Consider the following 17608-nt stretch of genomic DNA (forward strand, 5'->3'; position numbering starts at 1 on the left):
CGGCGGCAACACCCCTCGGGACCGGATACCCTTTGACCTGACACGCGACGAACCCACAACAGCACACGCGGCCGAGGAGTCACCCGGATGAGCACCACCCAGAGCGAGAGGCTGCGAGAACTGCTGGAACCGCTCGTCAGCTCGAAGGAACTGGATCTCGAAGAGATCGAAGTGGCCTCGGTCGGACGCAAGCGAGTGCTGCGGGTGGTCGTCGACTCGGACGACGGCGTGGACCTGGACCAGATCGCGGAGATCAGCCGCGAACTCTCGGAGAAGCTCGACGAGAGCGACGCGATGGGCGACGGGGAGTACACCCTCGAAGTCGGCTCCCCGGGCGCCGAGCGCCCGCTGACGGAGCACCGCCACTATCTGCGCGCCGTCGGCCGCCTGGCGAAGTTCCAGCTCACTGAGGGCGGCGACGAGCTGATCGCCCGCATCCTCGAGGTGGACGACGAAGGCATGGATCTTGAAGTACCGGGCGTGAAGGGGCGCAAGCCCACCGCCCGCAGGCTCACCTTCGACGAGATCGCCAAGGCGCGCGTCGAGGTCGAGTTCAACCGCAAGGACAAGAAGGAAGAGGAGGCGTAGCCGTGGACATCGACATGAGTGCCCTGCGGGGTCTGGTCCGGGAGAAGGAGATCTCCTTCGACCTGCTGGTCGAGGCGATCGAGTCGGCCCTCCTCATCGCTTACCACCGCACCGACGGCAGCTTCCGTCGCGCACGCGTGAAGCTGGACCGCGAGAGCGGCCACGTGACGGTGTGGGCGACGGAGGACCCTGCTGACCTCGAAGAGGGTCAGGAGGCCAAGGAGTTCGACGACACCCCGTCCGACTTCGGCCGTATCGCGGCGACGACCGCCAAGCAGGTCATCCTGCAGCGTCTGCGCGACGCCCAGGACGACGCGACCCTCGGCGAGTACGCGGGCCGTGAGGGCGACATCGTCACGGGCGTAGTCCAGCAGGGCCGCGACCCGAAGAACGTGCTCGTCGACATCGGCAAGCTCGAGGCCATCCTGCCGGTGCAGGAGCAGGTGCCGGGCGAGGAGTACTCCCACGGCCTGCGCCTTCGTTCGTACGTCGTCCGGGTGGCCAAGGGCGTCCGTGGTCCTTCGGTCACGCTGTCCCGTACGCACCCGAACCTCGTGAAGAAGCTCTTCGCGCTCGAGGTGCCGGAGATCGCCGACGGGTCGGTCGAGATCTCGGCCATCGCCCGTGAGGCGGGACACCGGACCAAGATCGCGGTGCGCTCGACCCGTCAGGGCCTCAACGCCAAGGGCGCCTGCATCGGTCCCATGGGCCAGCGCGTGCGCAACGTCATGGCCGAGCTCAACGGCGAGAAGATCGACATCGTCGACTGGTCGGACGACCCCGGCGAGATGGTCGCCCACGCGCTCTCCCCGGCGCGGGTCAGCAAGGTGGAGATCGTCGACCTCGCGGCCCGTTCCGCGCGGGTCACGGTGCCCGACTACCAGCTGTCCCTCGCGATCGGCAAGGAGGGCCAGAACGCCCGCCTCGCCGCGCGGCTCACGGGCTGGCGCATCGACATCCGCCCGGACACCGAGCAGCCGCAGGACTCCCAGGAGTCTTGATCAAGACAACAACCGTTCGATTTTTGCCCCAAAGGGGTGAGGTCGGTGCGGGGAGGTAGACTTAATCGTGTCTGGCCGGACGCAAGCCCGCGCATGCCCTGAACGCACCTGTGTGGGGTGCCGGGAGCGAGCGGCCAAGAGCGATCTGCTGCGCATCGTGGCGAAAGAGGGCGCTTGCGCCCCCGATCCAAGCGGTACGCTGCCCGGCCGGGGTGCGTATATCCACCCCGTCCCGGTCTGTCTCGACCTGGCGGTCCGACGCAGGGCGTTCCCGAGGGCCTTCCGGGCCCCGGGCCCGCTCGACACGGCGGACTTGCGCCGAGTCGTCGAGACAGTTGCCCAGCAGGCAACACCGTAAGGAAGGTCGCGCGGAACCCCGCGCGACCCTGGTATTCCGCGAGTTGGAAGTAGGTCGAGATTGCGATGAGCACTCGATGAGCACGCGATGAGTACGCCCATGAAGTAGCGACGGTCCGGCGTAACCCGGACCTAAAAGGAGCGAAGTGGCTAAGGTCCGGGTATACGAGCTCGCCAAGGAGTTCGGCGTAGAGAGCAAGGTCGTCATGGCCAAGCTCCAAGAACTCGGTGAATTCGTACGTTCGGCGTCCTCGACGATCGAGGCGCCCGTAGTACGTAAACTGACTGACGCATTGAACACGGGTGGCGGCAACGGCAAGTCCGCCGCCAAGCCCGGGGCGCCGCGCAAGCAGGCCGCCCCCAAGCCGGCGACGCCGTCGGCACCCTCTCCCGCGCAGGCCGCCCGTCCGGGTCCGGCCGCGCCCAAGCCGCCGGCGGCCAAGCCCGCCGCCGCGGCCGACAAGCCCGCGGCCTCCCCGGCCGCTCCCGGCCCGCGCCCGGGTCCGAAGCCGCCGACGCCCAAGCCGGCGCCGGCAGCTCCGGCTGCCCCGGCCGCGCCCGCCGCGCCGGTCACCCCGGCTCCGGCCGCCCCGGAGTTCACCGCTCCGCCGGCTGCTCCGGCTGCCTCCTCGGCGCCGGCAGGCCCCCGTCCGGGCGCTCGCCCGGGTGCCCCCAAGCCCGCGGGCCGTCCGGCCCCCGGCCAGGGTGGTCAGGGCCAGGGCCAGGGCGGTCGTGGCGACCGCAACGACCGCCAGGGTGGCGCACGCCCCTCCGGTGGACCTGGCGGCCAGGGTGGCGCTCCGCGTCCCGGTGGCCGTCCGGCCGGACCGCGTCCGGGCAACAACCCCTTCACCTCTGGTGGCTCCACCGGCATGGCGCGCCCGCAGGCGCCCCGTCCGGGCGGCGCCCCGCGTCCCGGTGGCCAGGGTGGCCCCGGCGGTCCCGGCGGCGCCCCGCGCCCGCAGGGCCAGGGCGGCGGCCAGGGTGCTCCTCGTCCGCAGGGTCAGGGCGGCGCTCGCCCCAGCCCCGGCGGCATGCCTCGCCCGCAGGGCGGTGCCCCGCGTCCCGGCGGCGCCCCCGGTGGCGGCGGTAACCGTCCGAACCCGGGCATGATGCCGCAGCGTCCCGCCGCGGGCCCGCGTCCCGGCGGTGGCCCCGGCGGTGGCCGTGGTCCCGGCGGCGGCGGTCGTCCGGGCGGCGGCGGTGGCGGTCGTCCCGGTGGCGGCGGCTTCGCGGGCCGTCCCGGTGGTCCCGGTGGCGGTGGCGGCGGCTTCGCCGGTCGTCCCGGTGGTCCCGGTGGCGGTGGCGGCGGTTTCGCCGGTCGTCCCGGTGGCGGCGGTGGCCGTCCCGGCTTCGGTGGCCGTCCCGGTGGTCCCGGTGCCCGTGGTGGCACGCAGGGTGCCTTCGGCCGTCCCGGCGGGCCCGCCCGTCGTGGTCGCAAGTCGAAGCGGCAGAGGCGCCAGGAGTACGAGTCGATGCAGGCTCCGTCGGTCGGCGGCGTCATGCTGCCGAGGGGCAACGGCCAGGCGGTTCGCCTGTCCCGTGGTGCCTCGCTGACCGACTTCGCCGAGAAGATCAACGCCAACCCGGCGTCGCTCGTCGGCGTGATGATGAACCTCGGCGAGATGGTCACGGCCACGCAGTCCGTGCCGGACGAGACGCTGAAGCTCCTCGCGGACGAGATGAACTTCGTCCTCGAGATCGTCAGCCCCGAGGAGGAGGACCGCGAGCTGCTCGAGTCCTTCGACATCGAGTTCGGCGAGGACGAGGGTGGCGAGGAAGCGCTCATGGCGCGTCCGCCCGTCGTCACCGTCATGGGTCACGTCGACCACGGTAAGACCCGCCTGCTGGACGCGATCCGCAAGACGAACGTCATTGCGGGCGAGGCCGGCGGCATCACGCAGCACATCGGTGCGTACCAGGTCTCTTCCGAGGTCAACGGCGAAGACCGCAAGATCACCTTCATCGACACCCCCGGTCACGAGGCGTTCACCGCCATGCGTGCCCGTGGTGCGAAGTCCACCGACATCGCGATCCTCGTGGTCGCGGCGAACGACGGTGTGATGCCGCAGACGATCGAGGCGCTGAACCACGCCAAGGCGGCCGACGTGCCGATCGTGGTCGCGGTCAACAAGATCGACGTCGAGGGTGCCGACCCGACCAAGGTGCGCGGTCAGCTGACCGAGTTCGGTCTGGTGGCCGAGGAGTACGGCGGCGACACGATGTTCGTCGACATCTCCGCCAAGCAGGGACTGAACATCGAGTCCCTCCTGGAGGCCGTGGTCCTGACCGCGGACGCCTCGCTCGACCTGCGGGCCAACCCGGAGCAGGACGCGCAGGGCATTGCGATCGAGTCCCACCTGGACAAGGGCCGCGGCGCCGTCGCGACCGTCCTCGTCCAGCGCGGTACCCTCCGCGTCGGCGACACGATGGTCGTCGGCGACGCGTACGGCCGAGTCCGCGCGATGCTCGACGACAAGGGCGAGAACGTGACGGAGGCGGGTCCCTCGACTCCGGTCCTCGTCCTCGGTCTCACCAACGTCCCGGGTGCCGGCGACAACTTCCTGGTCGTCGACGAGGACCGTACGGCCCGTCAGATCGCCGAGAAGCGTGCCGCCCGTGAGCGCAACGTCCGCTTCGCCCGCAAGGGTGTTCGGTTCTCCCTGGAGAACCTGGACGAGGCCCTCAAGGCCGGTCTGGTGCAGGAACTCAACCTCATCATCAAGGGCGACGCGTCCGGTTCGGTGGAGGCTCTCGAGTCCTCGCTGCTCCAGCTCGACGTCGGCGAAGAGGTCGACATCCGTGTCCTGCACCGCGGCGTGGGTGCGGTCACCGAGTCGGACATCGACCTGGCGACCGGCTCCGACGCGATCGTGATCGGCTTCAACGTCCGTGCGGCCGGTCGTGCCGCCCAGATGGCCGATCGCGAAGGCGTGGACGTCCGGTACTACTCGGTCATCTACCAGGCGATCGAAGAGATCGAAGCGGCCCTCAAGGGCATGCTCAAGCCGGAGTACGAAGAGGTCGAGCTCGGCACGGCGGAGATCCGCGAGATCTTCCGCTCGTCCAAGCTGGGCAACATCGCCGGTGTTCTTGTCCGGTCGGGCGAGGTCAAGCGCAACACCAAGGCGCGCCTCATCCGCGACGGCAAGGTCATCGCGGAGAGCCTCAACATCTCCGGTCTGCGCCGCTTCAAGGACGACGTCACCGAGATCCGCGAAGGGTTCGAGGGCGGTATCAACCTCGGCAACTTCAACGACATCAAGATCGACGACGTCATCGCGACGTACGAGATGCGCGAGAAGCCGCGAGGCTGATCACGACAGCTCGAACCGGGGCCGGTCGAGGGGAGGTAAATCCCGTCGATCGGCCCCGGCCGTTCCGTGTACGGTTCTTGTGTCCCTGCCAAGTGGTTGGCGGGGCACGACCCCGAACCGGCGGGACATCCGGACACACATGTATGTGGGGACACTGTCCTTCGATCTGCTCCTCGGCGACGTTCGCTCGCTGAAGGAGAAACGCTCCGTCGTCCGCCCGATCGTCGCCGAACTCATCCGTAAGTACGCGGTGAGTGCGGCGGAGACGGGGAACCAGGAACTCCATCGCAGGGCCGAGATCGGCCTGGCGCTGGTCTCTGGGGAGACGGGGCACCTCACCGACGTACTGGACCGGTGCGAGCGCCTGGTCGCCGCCCGTCCGGAGGTGGAGCTGCTCTCCGTTCGACGCAGGCTCCACGGCGACGAAGACTGATTGCACAGCAAGGCGAAGAAGGAGACGGAGCAGTGGCCGACAACGCGCGGGCGAAAAGGCTGGCGGACCTCATCCGAGAGGTGGTTGCCCAGAAGCTGCAGCGCGGGATCAAGGACCCGCGGCTCGGTACGCATGTGACCATCACGGACACCCGGGTCACGGGTGACCTGCGGGAGGCGACCGTCTTCTACACGGTCTACGGGGACGACGAGGACCGCGCGGCGGCGGCCGCCGGTCTGGAGAGCGCCAAGGGCGTCCTCCGTTCCGCGGTGGGCCAGGCGGCGGGCGTGAAGTTCACCCCCAGCCTCGCCTTCGTGGCGGACGCGCTGCCGGACAACGCAAGGGCCATCGAGGACCTCCTCGACCGGGCCCGGATGTCGGACGAGAAGGTGCGCGAGGTTTCCGCGGGCGCCGAGTTCGCCGGCGGGGCCGACCCGTACCGCAAGCCGGAGGACGAGTCCGCCGACGACGCAGAAGAAACGGACGGCGACGCCCGCGCATGAGCAGCACCAGCAACAAGACGCCGGACGGCCTTGTCATCGTCGACAAGCCGTCCGGCTTCACTTCGCATGACGTGGTCGCCAAGATGCGCGGGATCGCCAAGACCCGCCGCGTCGGCCACGCGGGCACCCTCGACCCCATGGCGACGGGCGTTCTCGTCCTCGGGGTGGAGCGGGCGACCAAGCTCCTCGGCCACCTCGCGCTGACGGAGAAGGAGTACCTCGGCACGATCCGGCTGGGCCAGAACACGCTCACGGACGACGCCGAAGGTGAGCTCACCTCGTCGGCCGACGCCTCGGGGATCAAGCGCGACGCCATCGACGCGGGCATCGCCAAGCTCTCCGGCGACATCATGCAGGTGCCGTCGAAGGTCAGCGCCATCAAGATCGACGGCAAGCGGTCGTACGCGCGGGCACGCGAGGGCGAGGACTTCGAGATCCCGGCCAGGCCGGTGAAGATCTCCGCGTTCACGGTGTACGACGTCAGGGACGCCGTCGCCGATGACGGCACCCCCGTCCTCGACCTGGTCGTCTCCGTCGTCTGCTCGTCGGGGACGTACATCCGGGCCCTCGCCCGTGACCTGGGCGCGGACCTCGGGGTCGGCGGTCATCTGACGGCACTGCGGCGCACCCGCGTCGGGCCGTACAAGCTGGACGCGGCCAAGACCATCGACCAGCTCCAGGAGGAGCTGACGGTGATGCCGGTGGCCGACGCCGCCGCTGCCGCGTTCCCGCGCTGGGACGTGGACGAGCGACGGGCGAAGCTGCTGCTCAACGGCGTACGGATCGAGATGCCGGGGGAGTACGCCGGGGTCGGCGCCGTCGCGGTCTTCGATCCGGAGGGCCGCTTCCTGGTCCTGGCCGAGGAGCTGAAGGGCAAGGCCAAGAGCCTAGCCGTCTTCGCCTGAAGCACGTCTCCCGTACGAGGCATCTTCCGCACGAGGCATCTCCCGTACGGGACATCTCACGTACGGGATTCTTCCGCCGTGGAGCGGCGGCAGCTGTGCGCGTGGCCGCGCGCCGCTCCACGGCGAATCCCCCCACCCAAGGTGTATCCACCGCGCCCCGCCGATTCACCCCTTTGGGCAGGCGCTCGGAGTGAAACGAGGGAGCGGAAGGGGGCGCGTTCGCGAGGCGTTCTGTCCCGCTGATCACCGCCGACCTACCGTCGAGAGGGACGGGGCGTCGCGGGAGGTTCGGGCATGGCGGGACAGAGCGACCCGACGGTGCTCGACGGTGCCCTCGTGCGGATCTGTGATCTGGCCGGGCGCCCGCGGGGGATGGGCTTCGCCGCCGACGACCACGGCACCGTGATCACCAGCCATGAAGCCGTCGACGGCCTCGCACGGCTCGTGCTGCACGCGGCGGGGGAACGTGTCTGCGTGGTGGCCGCCGATGCCGTGGTGGCCCTGCCCGAAGCCGATCTGGCCCTCGTCCGCACCGAGGGGCTCGGTCTGCGACCCCTGCCCGTCACGGTCCGCGAGAGCGTCCCCGTCGGCTCCTATGTACGTATCGTCGCGCGTGGCCCGCGCGAGGCGCGGGTCCTGGGACCGGCCTCCGTCACCTACACGGCGACGGACTGCTTCCATCTCCTCGACGCCGCGATGGGGCTGGCGATCGGCACGGACGGCGCGGACGCGCTGCGGCTCGGCGGCGGGGCGGCCGGTGGACCGGTCGTCGACGCCTCCTCCGGTGCCGTGCTCGCCGTCCTCGGCACCGCGCTGCACGGCGAGCACCGCGCGGCGGGATTCGCCGTGCCGCTGCGGGAGGCGGCCGCCGCCGACCCGGACGGTCCGCTCGCCGAGCTCCTGGCACGCAACGCGGCGACCGTCCCCGCGTACGGCTGCGATCTGAACCTGGCGGGCGCGCTGCACCTGGCGGCGACATCGGTGGGCTCCGACGGCCCGCGCCCCGCCCTCCTCGAACCGGTGGAACGCCCGGACACGACAAAGGAGTTGGCCCGATTCGCCTCGGGGCCCGCGCAGGTGCTCGGCCTGGTCGGCGACCCCGGCACGGGCCGCACGACGGAACTCGCCGCCCTCGCCGCGAGCCGTGCGCGAGGCGCCGAACCGGCCCCCACGCTGTGGCTGCGCGGCGCCGATCTGCAGGGCACGGACACCGGCGTGGGCGACGCGGTGGAGCGGGCGCTGGAACGGGCCGGCCGGATCCTGGAAGCCTCGAACGCGGCGGAGGACGCGCCCGCCGACGCGGACGGCGGGCTCGGGGACATCTCCGCGGGGCGGGTCGCGCGGCTCGTCCGGGACGAGGGCCGGGCGCTGCTGCTGTTGCTCGACGGCCCCGAGGAGATGCCGCCGGCCCTCGCGCACCGCCTCGCACAGTGGAGCAGCGGGACGGCCGATTGGCTGCGGGAGACGGGCGCGCGGCTCGTGGTGGGCTGCCGGGCGGAGTACTGGGAGCAGGCAGGGGAGTACTTTCCCGGGGAGCTGTCGCCGGGACGCGTGCACCTGGGGGACCTGCCGGAGCGGCAGGCGCGGATCGCCCGTGCGCGGTACGGCATCCCGGACGGAGCGCTCGCCGCGGCCGACGCGCGCCATCCCCTCGCCCTGCGGTTGCTCGCCGAGGTGCGGGCGGCTCTGCCGGATGAGCCGCCGCCGGGCCGCCCCGACCGGGACGCGATCTTCGAGGCCTATCTGGACGTGCTGTGCCTGCGCGTGGCGGTGCGGCTCGCGGCGGCGAACGGACTGCGCGGCGCTGCTGTACGGCGCCTCGCGGCGAAGGTGTCCGGCCAGGTGCACGAGGCCGCGCGGCGGTGCCTGGGGCCGGGGCAGGGGGAGCTGGACCGGGCGTCGTTCGAGGAGGTGTTCCCGTGGGGCACGGGGTGGGCCTCCGCGGTTCTCACGGAGGGGCTGCTCGTCCCTGCCGGTGACGGTTACCGCTTCGCGCACGAGGAGCTCGCGGACTGGATCCAGGGGATGCACTTGGACGTGGACGGAGCACTGTGGTCCCTGGTCCACAAACACGGCCCGACACCCCCGTCCCTGCCGGTCCCCAGACACCGGATCGGCCCCGTGGTACAGGCGCTGCTGCTCTTGGGACGGCAGCGGGGCCCGGGGGAACTGGGGGCGCGGTTGGGGGAGTTGGCGGAGGTTCGGCGCAATCGGTCGGGTGGGCGGGAAGCACACCGCGCAGCGGCGGAAGGCTGTGTGCCGGGTGAGGTTGGGGGCGGGCCGGGGGCTAAGGGCTGTGTGCCGGGTGAGGTTGGGGGCGGGCCGGGGGCCAGGGTCCGTGCGCCGGGTGAGGGTGGAGGCGGGCCGGAGGCCAAGGGCCGTCCGCCGGGTGAGGGTGGAGGCGGGTCGGGGGCCTGGAGCGGTGCGCCGGGTGAGGTTGGAGCCGGGCCGGGGGCCAGGGTCCGTGCGCCGGGTGAGGGTGGGGCCGGGCCGGGGGCCAGGGGCTGTGCGCCGGGTGAGGGTGGAGGCGGGCCGGAGGTCAAGGGCTGTGTGCCGGGTGAGGTTGGAGCAGGGCCGGGGGCCAGGGGATGTGTGCCGGGTGAGGGTGGGGCCGGGCCGGAGGCCAAGGGCTGTCCGCCGGGTGGGGGTGGTGAAGGAGCCGAGGCCAAGGGCCGACCGCCGGGTGAGGGGGAAGGGGCCGAGGCCAGGGGCCAGGAGGACGCACTGTGGTGGGCCAGGCGCCTGCTGGAGGAGACCCTCTCCCGGGTGGCCGACGCGAAGCCCTACCTGACGCTCCTCAGGGACCTCGCCCGGCAGGGCACGTACCCCGCGGAGTTCTGGCTCGGCCTGCCCCTCACCGAGGACGACCGCTTCGACCTGCTGCGGGACGCGGTGATCCACGACCCCCCGCCCGGCACCCCGCAGGCCCGCAGCCTCGACGCGGTGGCCGAGCTCCTGGCCACCGCACCCGCGGAGGTGCAGCCACAGCTGACCCGCTGGTTCACCGACGAGCGTCCCCTCGCGGCCACCCCGCACGCCACCGTCGCATCCGCCGCGCAGGCCCTGCTCCACACCCACCGTCACCGCGCCATCGACGACCTCACGGAAATCCTGGTCGACTGCGCCCACCCCCGCGCCGACGAACTCCTCGCCGCGCTCGCGGAGGAGGAGCCGTCGGCCATCTGCCGGGCCGTCGACCGCTGGGTCCACGACACGCGCCCCGCCCGCCAGGTCGCTGCCGTCGCCTACGGCCTGCGCGCCGCCCCGCACGCGAGCACGGACGCCGACCGCAGGCTCCTGCGGTACGCGGCCTTCGCCCTGCTCGCCCGCACCGCCGACGACTCCCTGCACGGCGCCGCCCTCGCCCTCCTCGTACGCGACCCGCAGACCCGCGCCCGCCACCTGCGGCCCGCCCTGAAGCGCTTCACCGGCGGTGACCCGCAGCTGCCCGCGAGCGCGCTCGTCGCCGCCCTCGACACCCACCCGGAGCAGGTGCTCGCCGCCTTCCGCACCCGGCTGTACGGCCCGGGCCCCGCCCCGGGCGACGTACTGCGCGCCCTGGCCGACGTGACCGCGCCCGCGCTCGCCCGGCGGGTGGCCGATCTCGTACGCGACGTGCTGGAGCTGCGCCCCGACCTCGCGGGCCACGTGGCCGCCTACCTCGACCTGCGGTTCGAGCAGGGGACCGGCGTCCGTGCCGTCCTTCTCCCGCTGGTGACGGAGCTCCTGCGCAACCGCCCGCCCGCGGTCCGCGCCGCGCTCGCCACAGTCGTCGCCGCCCCCGGAACCGACGCGTCGCACGCCCTGCGCACCGAACTCCTCGAGGTGCTGCTCATCCAGGAGCGCGAGCCCGAGGTCCTGGACGCGGTGCTCTGCGCGGTGGCGGTCGGCGACGACAAGGAAAGGGTCCGCGAGCTGGTGCACCGCACCGGCGGACTCCTCGTCCGCACGCCGGAAGGCGCGACCTGCTTCGACCGGCGCCTGGTCGAGCTTGCCCGCTCCGTGCCGGGCTTCTCCACACTGGTCGCCCGGTGGATCTGCGAGGCCCCGCAGGACTGGTCCGCCCTCGTCGGTCCCAGCTCCCGCCGCATGATCGAGAACCTCGCCGGAGTGCGTGTCCCGGCGTGACCCCCGCCACCCCCTCCGATGCGATCCGGATGGCGCGGGCATGGCAGTCTTAGACCTGCGCAATCGGCAATGGGACGTACACACACATACACAGGTTCGGCGAGGAGCAAAGACAGTGCAGCGCTGGCGTGGCTTGGAGGACATCCCCCAGGACTGGGGGCGCAGCGTCGTCACCATCGGTTCCTACGACGGCGTACACCGCGGGCACCAGCTGATCATCGGCCGCGCGGTGGAGCGCGCCCGTGATCTCGGCGTGCCCGCCGTGGTCGTCACCTTCGACCCGCACCCCTCCGAGGTCGTGCGCCCCGGCAGCCACCCGCCGCTGCTCGCCCCGCACCACCGGCGCGCCGAACTCATGGCGGAGCTCGGCGTGGACGCGCTCCTGATCCTGCCGTTCACCTCGGAGTTCTCGAAGCTGTCGCCGGCCGACTTCGTCGTGAAGGTGCTGGTCGACAAGCTGCACGCGCGCCTGGTCGTCGAGGGCCCCAACTTCCGCTTCGGCCACAAGGCCGCGGGCAATGTCGCCTTCCTGACCGAGCTCGGCGCCACGTACGACTACGAGGTCGATGTCATCGACCTGTTCGTGAGCGGTGAGGCCGGAGGCGGCGAGCCCTTCTCCTCCACCCTCACCCGGCGCCTGGTCGCCGAGGGCGACGTGCGCGGCGCGGCGGAGATCCTCGGCCGCCCGCACCGCGTCGAGGGCGTCGTCGTCCGGGGCGCGCAGCGTGGGCGTGAACTGGGCTTCCCCACCGCCAACGTGGAGACGCTGCCGCACACCGCCATCCCCGCCGACGGCGTCTACGCGGGGTGGCTGCACGCCCAGGGCGAGGCGATGCCCGCGGCGATCTCCGTCGGGACGAACCCGCAGTTCGACGGGACGGAGCGGACCGTCGAGGCGTACGCGATCGACCGCGTCGGCCTCGATCTGTACGGGCTGCACGTGGCCGTGGACTTCCTCGCCTTCGTGCGCGGGCAGGCGAAGTTCGACTCGATCGACTCGCTGCTCGTCGCCATCGCGGATGACGTGAAGAAGTCGCGCGAGCTGATCGAGGCCGCCGAGTAGGCGCCGTAGGTTTCCTGTCCTGCCCCTCGCGCCTACAGGAGGTGGGGGAGGGCCACGCTGTTGACCAGCGGACCTTCCACGGTGACCCCTTCGGTGACCAGGGACTCGACGTGCGGCAGCGGTGGGGGGTTGACCGGCGCATGCTCCGCCGCCGAGACCGGGGTGGCGATCACGGTGACGGACACGGCCAGGGCGGCGAGCAGGGTGACGGTCCAAACGCGGAGACGACGCATGCGCTCTCTGCTTTCTTCAGGTTCTTGCCGAGGGTTCTTTCCGGTGTTTTTCCGGTGGTTCTTTCTGGTGGTCGGGCAGCAGGCACCCGGCGTCCGACGACCCGTTCGTATGATCGTCGGTGACTTCCTGGTCCTTACGGGGTTAGCCACGGTGAGTGGGACGCGACCGGCGGCCCGCACACGCACGGGCCAAGGAGGCTGCTGTGAACAGCAGTTGGGTGCAGAAGACGTCCCGGTGGTTGCTGGTCGCGGCGATGGCGGCAGTGCCGTCCGCCCTGTGCTCCGGCGCGGCCCACGCGGACGAGACGCACAAGGACTCGCACAACGCCCCCCGGGTCGCGCTGATCAGCACCGGGCAGATCGACGACCCGCTGGAGGACGTGCTCGAACACGTCCTCAACTTCGGTGACGGCTACAGGTGGGACTGACCCGGTGTGCTGACCGTGGGTGATCGCACCGTACTTGCGCGGGTCCCGGGTGGCCGCGCAAGTACGTGACGACGCAGGCGAGTTCAGGTCAGCACGCCAAGGGCGCCGGGACTACGGTGCGAGGCACGCCACGCCCGGCACCTCGGAGGGGAGGGCGGGGCTGGCCGGATCGACCAGCGAGGTGACGTCACCGGCCGCCTGCGTCACGCAGTCGACGGTCCCCACGGGGTCCGGGACGGCGCCGGCGGGCGTGGCGACGGCCCCCAGCAGAGCGACGGCCCCGAGGATGACGGCGGCTGTACGGCGCATGGAAAGCTCCTTCACTGAAGTGGAGTTGACTACGGTCCGTGTCTGAACCGGACCTCTCTGTGACTCCCCAGTGCCCGCACCCGATAGGCCCCGCGTCACCCGTACGTGGAAGAGGTAACGATCCGTCACCACGGACCCTCGCTCTCACCGCGGGTTCCGCCGCGCGCATCTCGCGGCACGCCGTTCGGCCGCGCGCCGTCCGCCGCGCGCCCCGCTCAGACGCCGGACGCGCCGACGTTGACCGCCGCCCAATGACACGCCACCTGCGTCTCGCCGCCGCCCGCGAGCACCGGGAGATCCTCCGTGCGGCAGCGGTCCGCCACGCCCGCCCGCTCCGCCTCACCCGAGGCGAGCACCTGGCAGCGCGCGTGGAAGCGGCAGCCACCCGGCACGCGCGACGGGTCCGGCGGCTCACCGGTGAGGACCACCGGGTCACCCGGACCCTCCGGCAGGACCGACAACAGGGCTTGGGTGTACGGATGCTGAGGCGAGGTCAGGACCTCCTCCACCGTCCCCGTCTCGACGATCCGCCCCAGATACATCACCGCGACACGGTCGGCGATGTTCCACGCCAGACCCAGGTCGTGCGTCACCACCAGGGCGGAGAGCCCCAGCTCCTCGCGCAGACGCAACAGCAGAGCGAGGATCTCGCCCCGTACGGACGCGTCGAGCGAGGCGACCGGCTCGTCCGCGACGATCAGCTCGGGCTCCAGGACCAGCGCGCCCGCGATGACGACACGCTGACGCTGGCCGCCCGACAGCTCGTGCGGATAGCGCAGGAAGAACCTCTCGGGCGGCCGGAGTCCGGCCCGGGAGAGGGCGTCGGCGACCGCCGCCTGCTCGTCGCCGCCGTACCCGTGGATGCGCAGGCCCTCCACCACGGCCTCGTACACCGTGTGCCGGGGATTCAGGGAACCGCTCGGGTCCTGGAGCACGAGCTGGACGCGTTTGCGGTACGCCTTCAGCGCGCGGCCCGAGTAGTCGAGCGGCTTGCCGCCGAAGGTGACCTTGCCGGACGTGGGTGCCACCAGGCCCAGCAGCGAACGGGCGAGCGTCGTCTTGCCGCAGCCCGACTCGCCGACCAGAGCCACGATCTCGCCCGGCTTGATGTCGAGATCGACGCCGTCCACGGCACGTGCGGGCGGTGCGCCGCGGCGGCCGGGGAACGTGATGTGCAGGTCGCCCGCCGACAGTAGCGGATCAGCGGACAGCAGGGTGTCGTCGGTGGTCATGCGGCGCTGCTCCTCGGTGCGTGATCTGTCGGGGCTCACGGCGTGCGCTCCGCCGCCGCCGGCGGGGATGTCGGCTGCGCCGGAAGCTGCGCGCCCGCGTGCACGCACGCCGCGCGGTGCCGGGGGCCCGCGTCCCGCAGTGCCTGGTCCTCCGTGGTGCAGGTGTCCAGGGCGACGGCGCAGCGCGGGTGGAACGTACAGCCCGTGGGGAGCAGGGACGGGTCCGGCGGGTCGCCCGGCAGGCCGCGCGGCGCGAAGCGGGACGCCGTGTCGCCGATGCGCGGGAAGGCCGCCGAGAGGGCCCTGCCGTACGGATGCTGCGCGTTCTCGTAGACCTCGGAGGCCGGGCCCTCCTCGACGACGCGGCCCGCGTACATCACCGCGAGCCGGTCGCAGGTGTCGGACAGCACCGCGAGGTCATGGCTGATCATGATCAGGCCCAGGTCCTGCTCGGCCACCAGCTGTTCGATCAGACGCAGGATCTGAGCCTGGATCATCACGTCCAGGGCCGTCGTCGGCTCATCGGCGATGATCAGGCGCGGATCGCAGGCCAGCGCCATCGCGATCATCACGCGCTGCCGCTGCCCGCCCGAAAGCTCGTGCGGATACGCCTCCGCGCGGGCGGCCGGCAGACCCACCTGTTCGAGCAGCTCCCCGGCCTTCTTCCTGGCCCCGGCCTGCGTCGCCTTTTTGTGCAGCAGGATCGGCTCGGCGATCTGGTCGCCGATGCGGTGCACCGCGTTGAGCGAATGCATCGCGCCCTGGAAGACGATCGACGCGCCCGCCCAGCGGACCGCGCGGACCTGGCCCCACTTCATGGTGAGAACATCCTCGCCGTCGAGCAGGACCTCACCGGTCACCTTGGTCCCGGCGGGCAGCAGCCGCAGCAGCGCGAGCGCCAGCGTGGACTTGCCGCAGCCGGACTCGCCGGCGACACCGAGCTTCTGGCCCGCGTCGACCGAGAGGTTCACGCCGCGCACGGCGGCCGCCCCGGACGCGTACGTCACCTCGAGATTTCTTACGTCGAGCAGGCGCTGTTCAGTGCGCTGTTCCGTCACTTCGGTCTCCGTCACCTTGCTGGAATCACTCAACGGGAGACCCCCAGCCTGGGGTTGAGCACGGACTCCACGGCGCGTCCGCACAGCGTGAACGCGAGGGCCACGACGGCGATGGCGAGTCCGGGCGGTGCGAGATACCACCAGTCGCCCGCGCTGACCGCGCCCGCCTCGCGCGCGTCCTGGAGCAGCCCGCCCCAGGAGACGACGGTCGGGTCGCCGAGGCCGAGGAAGGCGAGCGTGGCCTCGGTCAGGATGGCGTTCGAGATGACGAGGGTGGTCTGCGCGAGCACCAGCGGCATCACGTTGGGCAGGACGTGCCGGCCCATGACGTGGCCGTGACCGCCGCCGAGCGCCTGCGCGCGTTCGATGTACGGGCGTGACTCCACGGCCAGGGTCTGCGCACGGACGAGCCGCGCGGTCGTCGGCCAGGTGGTCACGCCGATCGCCAGGATGATCGTCCAGATGGACTTGGACATCACCGAGGCCAGCGCGATGGCGAGCACCAGCGTCGGCATCACCAGGAACCAGTCGGTGATCCGCATGATGACGGTGGAGTACCAGCCCTTGAAGTGCCCCGCGGTGATCCCCACGACCGTGCCGATCGCCACCGAAAGCACGGCGGCCAGCAGCCCGACGGTGAGCGAGATCCGCGCGCCCCACACGAGGAGACCGAGCAGATCACGCCCGAACTGGTCGGTGCCGAGAGGGAATTCGCCGCTCGGCGACTCCATCGGCTTGCCCGGCGCGTCGGTCACGCTCTGCGCGTCCGAGCCCACCAGAAGCGGCGCGAAGACGGCGATGAGTGCGATGACGACGAGCGCGGCGAGGCCGAAGAGCCCTGCCCGGTGGGTGCGGTACTCGCGCCAGAAGCGGGCGGCGGAGTGCCGCCTGCGGGTCCAGGCGAGCGCCCGGGGGCTCTTCGCGACCGGGACCTCGACCTCCGGACCCTCTGTCTTTGTGGCTTCGGTCGTCATCGGCCCACCCTCGGGTCGAGCAGCGGATAGATCACGTCGGCCAGGGTGTTCATCAGGATCACCGCGGCGGCGAACACGAAGAACAGACCCTGGACGAGGGGCAGGTCGGGCACGCTGAGCGCGGCGTAGAAGAGGCCGCCGAGCCCCGGCCAGGAGAAGACGGTCTCGACGAGGATCGCGCCCGCCACCACCGTGCCGAGGTTCACGAACATCAGCGTGACGGTGGGCAGCATCGCGTTCGGCACGGCATGACGACGGCGTACGAGGTCGTCCCGCAGCCCTTTGGCGCGTGCGGTGGTCAGATAGTCGCTGCCCATCTCGTCGAGGAGCGAGGAGCGCATGACGAGGAGCGTCTGCGCGTACCCCACGGCCACCAGTGTGATGACGGGGAGCACCAAGTGGTGCGCGACGTCCAGGACGTACGCGATGCCCGTCTCGCCGCCCGATTCGAGCCCGCCGGTCGGAAAGAGCCCGGGGATCGGACCGGCGCCGACCGAGAACGTGATGATGAGCAGCAGCCCGAGCCAGAAGGACGGCACGGAGTAGAGGGTGAGCGCCAGACCGGTGTGGACCCGGTCTCCGAGCCCGCCGTTGCGCCAGGCCGTTCGGGTGCCGAGCCAGATGCCGATGAGGGTGTAGAGCACGAACGCGGTCCCGGTGAGCAGGAGCGTCGCGGGCAGCGCTTCGGTGATCTTGTCCATCACCGGGGCGTGGAACTGGTAGGAGGTGCCGAAGTCGCCGGTCAGCGCGTTGCCGCAGTAGTCGAGGAACTGCGTCATGACCGGCTGGTCGAGGCCGAACTCCTTGCGCATCGCGTCCAGCTGTTCGGCCGATACGCGCTTGCCGCCCGTCATCTGCTTCACCGGGTCGCCCGGGATGAGCCGGAACAAGAAGAAACTGGTGACGAGGACGGCGAACAGCGAGACGGCGGCGCCGCCCAGCTTGCCCGCCACGTACTGGAGATAGGCGCGGGTGTTGCGGGCCCGGGGGCCGCGGGCCGACGGCCCGGCGAAAGCCGGATCGTCGGTCAGCGCGGCGCCCTCGGTGTCGAGCAGTGCGGGATTGCTGTCAGCGGTCAT

General features: G+C 71.6%; 16 protein-coding genes. 10 read left to right on the forward strand and 6 right to left on the reverse strand.

From position 1 onward, the window contains the following. Positions 1 to 87 precede the first annotated feature (87 nt). The 9 genes from rimP (at position 88) to ACWD02_RS32045 (ending at position 12295) form a co-directional block, all read left to right on the forward strand. Positions 88 to 588: a ribosome maturation factor RimP gene (rimP, locus tag ACWD02_RS32005; RefSeq protein ID WP_451216679.1), complete on the forward strand. Its 501-nt coding sequence runs from the start codon at positions 88 to 90 to the stop codon at positions 586 to 588. Positions 589 to 590: 2 nt separating this feature from the next. After that, positions 591 to 1589: a transcription termination factor NusA gene (gene nusA / locus ACWD02_RS32010; RefSeq protein WP_451216682.1), complete on the forward strand. Its 999-nt coding sequence runs from the start codon at positions 591 to 593 to the stop codon at positions 1587 to 1589. A 67-nt stretch (positions 1590 to 1656) separates the two neighbouring features. Next, on the forward strand, positions 1657 to 1947 hold the full coding sequence (locus ACWD02_RS32015) for a YlxR family protein (protein WP_351165619.1): 291 nt from the start codon (positions 1657 to 1659) through the stop codon (positions 1945 to 1947). 145 nt (positions 1948 to 2092) lie between these two features. Continuing rightward, a complete protein-coding gene (gene infB / locus ACWD02_RS32020; protein WP_451216685.1) occupies positions 2093 to 5263 on the forward strand; it encodes a translation initiation factor IF-2 in 3171 nt (1056 codons plus the stop codon). A gap of 139 nt (positions 5264 to 5402) precedes the next feature. Next, positions 5403 to 5696, forward strand: a complete 294-nt coding sequence (locus ACWD02_RS32025) for a DUF503 domain-containing protein (RefSeq protein WP_451216688.1) — start codon at positions 5403 to 5405, stop codon at positions 5694 to 5696. Positions 5697 to 5728: 32 nt separating this feature from the next. Then, complete coding sequence (gene rbfA / locus ACWD02_RS32030) at positions 5729 to 6199, forward strand: 30S ribosome-binding factor RbfA (RefSeq protein WP_363212631.1); 471 nt, start codon at positions 5729 to 5731, stop codon at positions 6197 to 6199. Continuing rightward, the gene (gene truB, locus ACWD02_RS32035) at positions 6196 to 7104 is read left to right on the forward strand and encodes a tRNA pseudouridine(55) synthase TruB (RefSeq protein ID WP_451216691.1); all 909 of its coding nucleotides are present in this window, start codon (positions 6196 to 6198) and stop codon (positions 7102 to 7104) included. The genes rbfA and truB overlap by 4 nt, the downstream gene beginning before the upstream one ends. 294 nt (positions 7105 to 7398) lie before the next feature. Beyond that, on the forward strand, positions 7399 to 11232 hold the full coding sequence (locus ACWD02_RS32040) for a serine protease (RefSeq protein ID WP_451216694.1): 3834 nt from the start codon (positions 7399 to 7401) through the stop codon (positions 11230 to 11232). A gap of 115 nt (positions 11233 to 11347) precedes the next feature. Then, positions 11348 to 12295, forward strand: a complete 948-nt coding sequence (locus ACWD02_RS32045; protein ID WP_363212634.1) for a bifunctional riboflavin kinase/FAD synthetase — start codon at positions 11348 to 11350, stop codon at positions 12293 to 12295. A 32-nt stretch (positions 12296 to 12327) separates the two neighbouring features. Here ACWD02_RS32045 and ACWD02_RS32050 read toward each other — a convergent pair whose 3' ends face one another. Further along, entirely contained in the window at positions 12328 to 12528 is a 201-nt protein-coding gene (locus ACWD02_RS32050) for a hypothetical protein (RefSeq protein WP_451216697.1), read from the reverse strand. Between the two features lie 203 nt (positions 12529 to 12731). Here ACWD02_RS32050 and ACWD02_RS32055 point away from each other — a divergent pair, with 203 nt between their 5' ends. Continuing rightward, positions 12732 to 12956 (forward strand): hypothetical protein, encoded by a 225-nt coding sequence (locus ACWD02_RS32055; protein WP_451216835.1) that lies wholly within the window; start codon positions 12732 to 12734, stop codon positions 12954 to 12956. Between the two features lie 111 nt (positions 12957 to 13067). On the opposite strand, the gene ACWD02_RS32060 is transcribed toward ACWD02_RS32055, so the two are convergent. From ACWD02_RS32060 to ACWD02_RS32080, 5 genes are all read right to left on the reverse strand, one after another. After that, positions 13068 to 13265 (reverse strand): hypothetical protein, encoded by a 198-nt coding sequence (locus ACWD02_RS32060; RefSeq protein WP_451216699.1) that lies wholly within the window; start codon positions 13263 to 13265, stop codon positions 13068 to 13070. A 215-nt stretch (positions 13266 to 13480) separates the two neighbouring features. After that, positions 13481 to 14497, reverse strand: coding sequence for an ABC transporter ATP-binding protein (locus ACWD02_RS32065; RefSeq protein ID WP_451216830.1), 1017 nt, complete (start codon positions 14495 to 14497; stop codon positions 13481 to 13483). A 35-nt stretch (positions 14498 to 14532) separates the two neighbouring features. After that, a complete protein-coding gene (locus tag ACWD02_RS32070; RefSeq protein ID WP_451216702.1) occupies positions 14533 to 15588 on the reverse strand; it encodes an ABC transporter ATP-binding protein in 1056 nt (351 codons plus the stop codon). Continuing rightward, positions 15585 to 16529: an ABC transporter permease gene (locus tag ACWD02_RS32075; protein ID WP_451216705.1), complete on the reverse strand. Its 945-nt coding sequence runs from the start codon at positions 16527 to 16529 to the stop codon at positions 15585 to 15587. The genes ACWD02_RS32070 and ACWD02_RS32075 overlap by 4 nt, the downstream gene beginning before the upstream one ends. Further along, on the reverse strand, positions 16526 to 17608 hold the full coding sequence (locus ACWD02_RS32080; protein WP_451216707.1) for an ABC transporter permease: 1083 nt from the start codon (positions 17606 to 17608) through the stop codon (positions 16526 to 16528). Before ACWD02_RS32080 ends, ACWD02_RS32075 begins: the two co-directional genes overlap by 4 nt.

Source organism: Streptomyces sp. NPDC002853, from assembly GCF_053591915.1.

Coding starts and splice junctions, on each gene's coding strand:
- rimP (WP_451216679.1), top strand. CDS start 88: ATGAGCACCACCCAGAGCGAGAGGCTGCGAGAACTGCTGGAACCGCTC.
- ACWD02_RS32025 (WP_451216688.1), top strand. CDS start 5,403: ATGTATGTGGGGACACTGTCCTTCGATCTGCTCCTCGGCGACGTTCGC.
- truB (WP_451216691.1), top strand. CDS start 6,196: ATGAGCAGCACCAGCAACAAGACGCCGGACGGCCTTGTCATCGTCGAC.
- ACWD02_RS32040 (WP_451216694.1), top strand. CDS start 7,399: ATGGCGGGACAGAGCGACCCGACGGTGCTCGACGGTGCCCTCGTGCGG.
- ACWD02_RS32050 (WP_451216697.1), bottom strand. CDS start 12,528: ATGCGTCGTCTCCGCGTTTGGACCGTCACCCTGCTCGCCGCCCTGGCC.
- ACWD02_RS32060 (WP_451216699.1), bottom strand. CDS start 13,265: ATGCGCCGTACAGCCGCCGTCATCCTCGGGGCCGTCGCTCTGCTGGGG.
- ACWD02_RS32065 (WP_451216830.1), bottom strand. CDS start 14,497: ATGACCACCGACGACACCCTGCTGTCCGCTGATCCGCTACTGTCGGCG.
- ACWD02_RS32075 (WP_451216705.1), bottom strand. CDS start 16,529: ATGACGACCGAAGCCACAAAGACAGAGGGTCCGGAGGTCGAGGTCCCG.
- ACWD02_RS32080 (WP_451216707.1), bottom strand. CDS start 17,608: ATGACCGCTGACAGCAATCCCGCACTGCTCGACACCGAGGGCGCCGCG.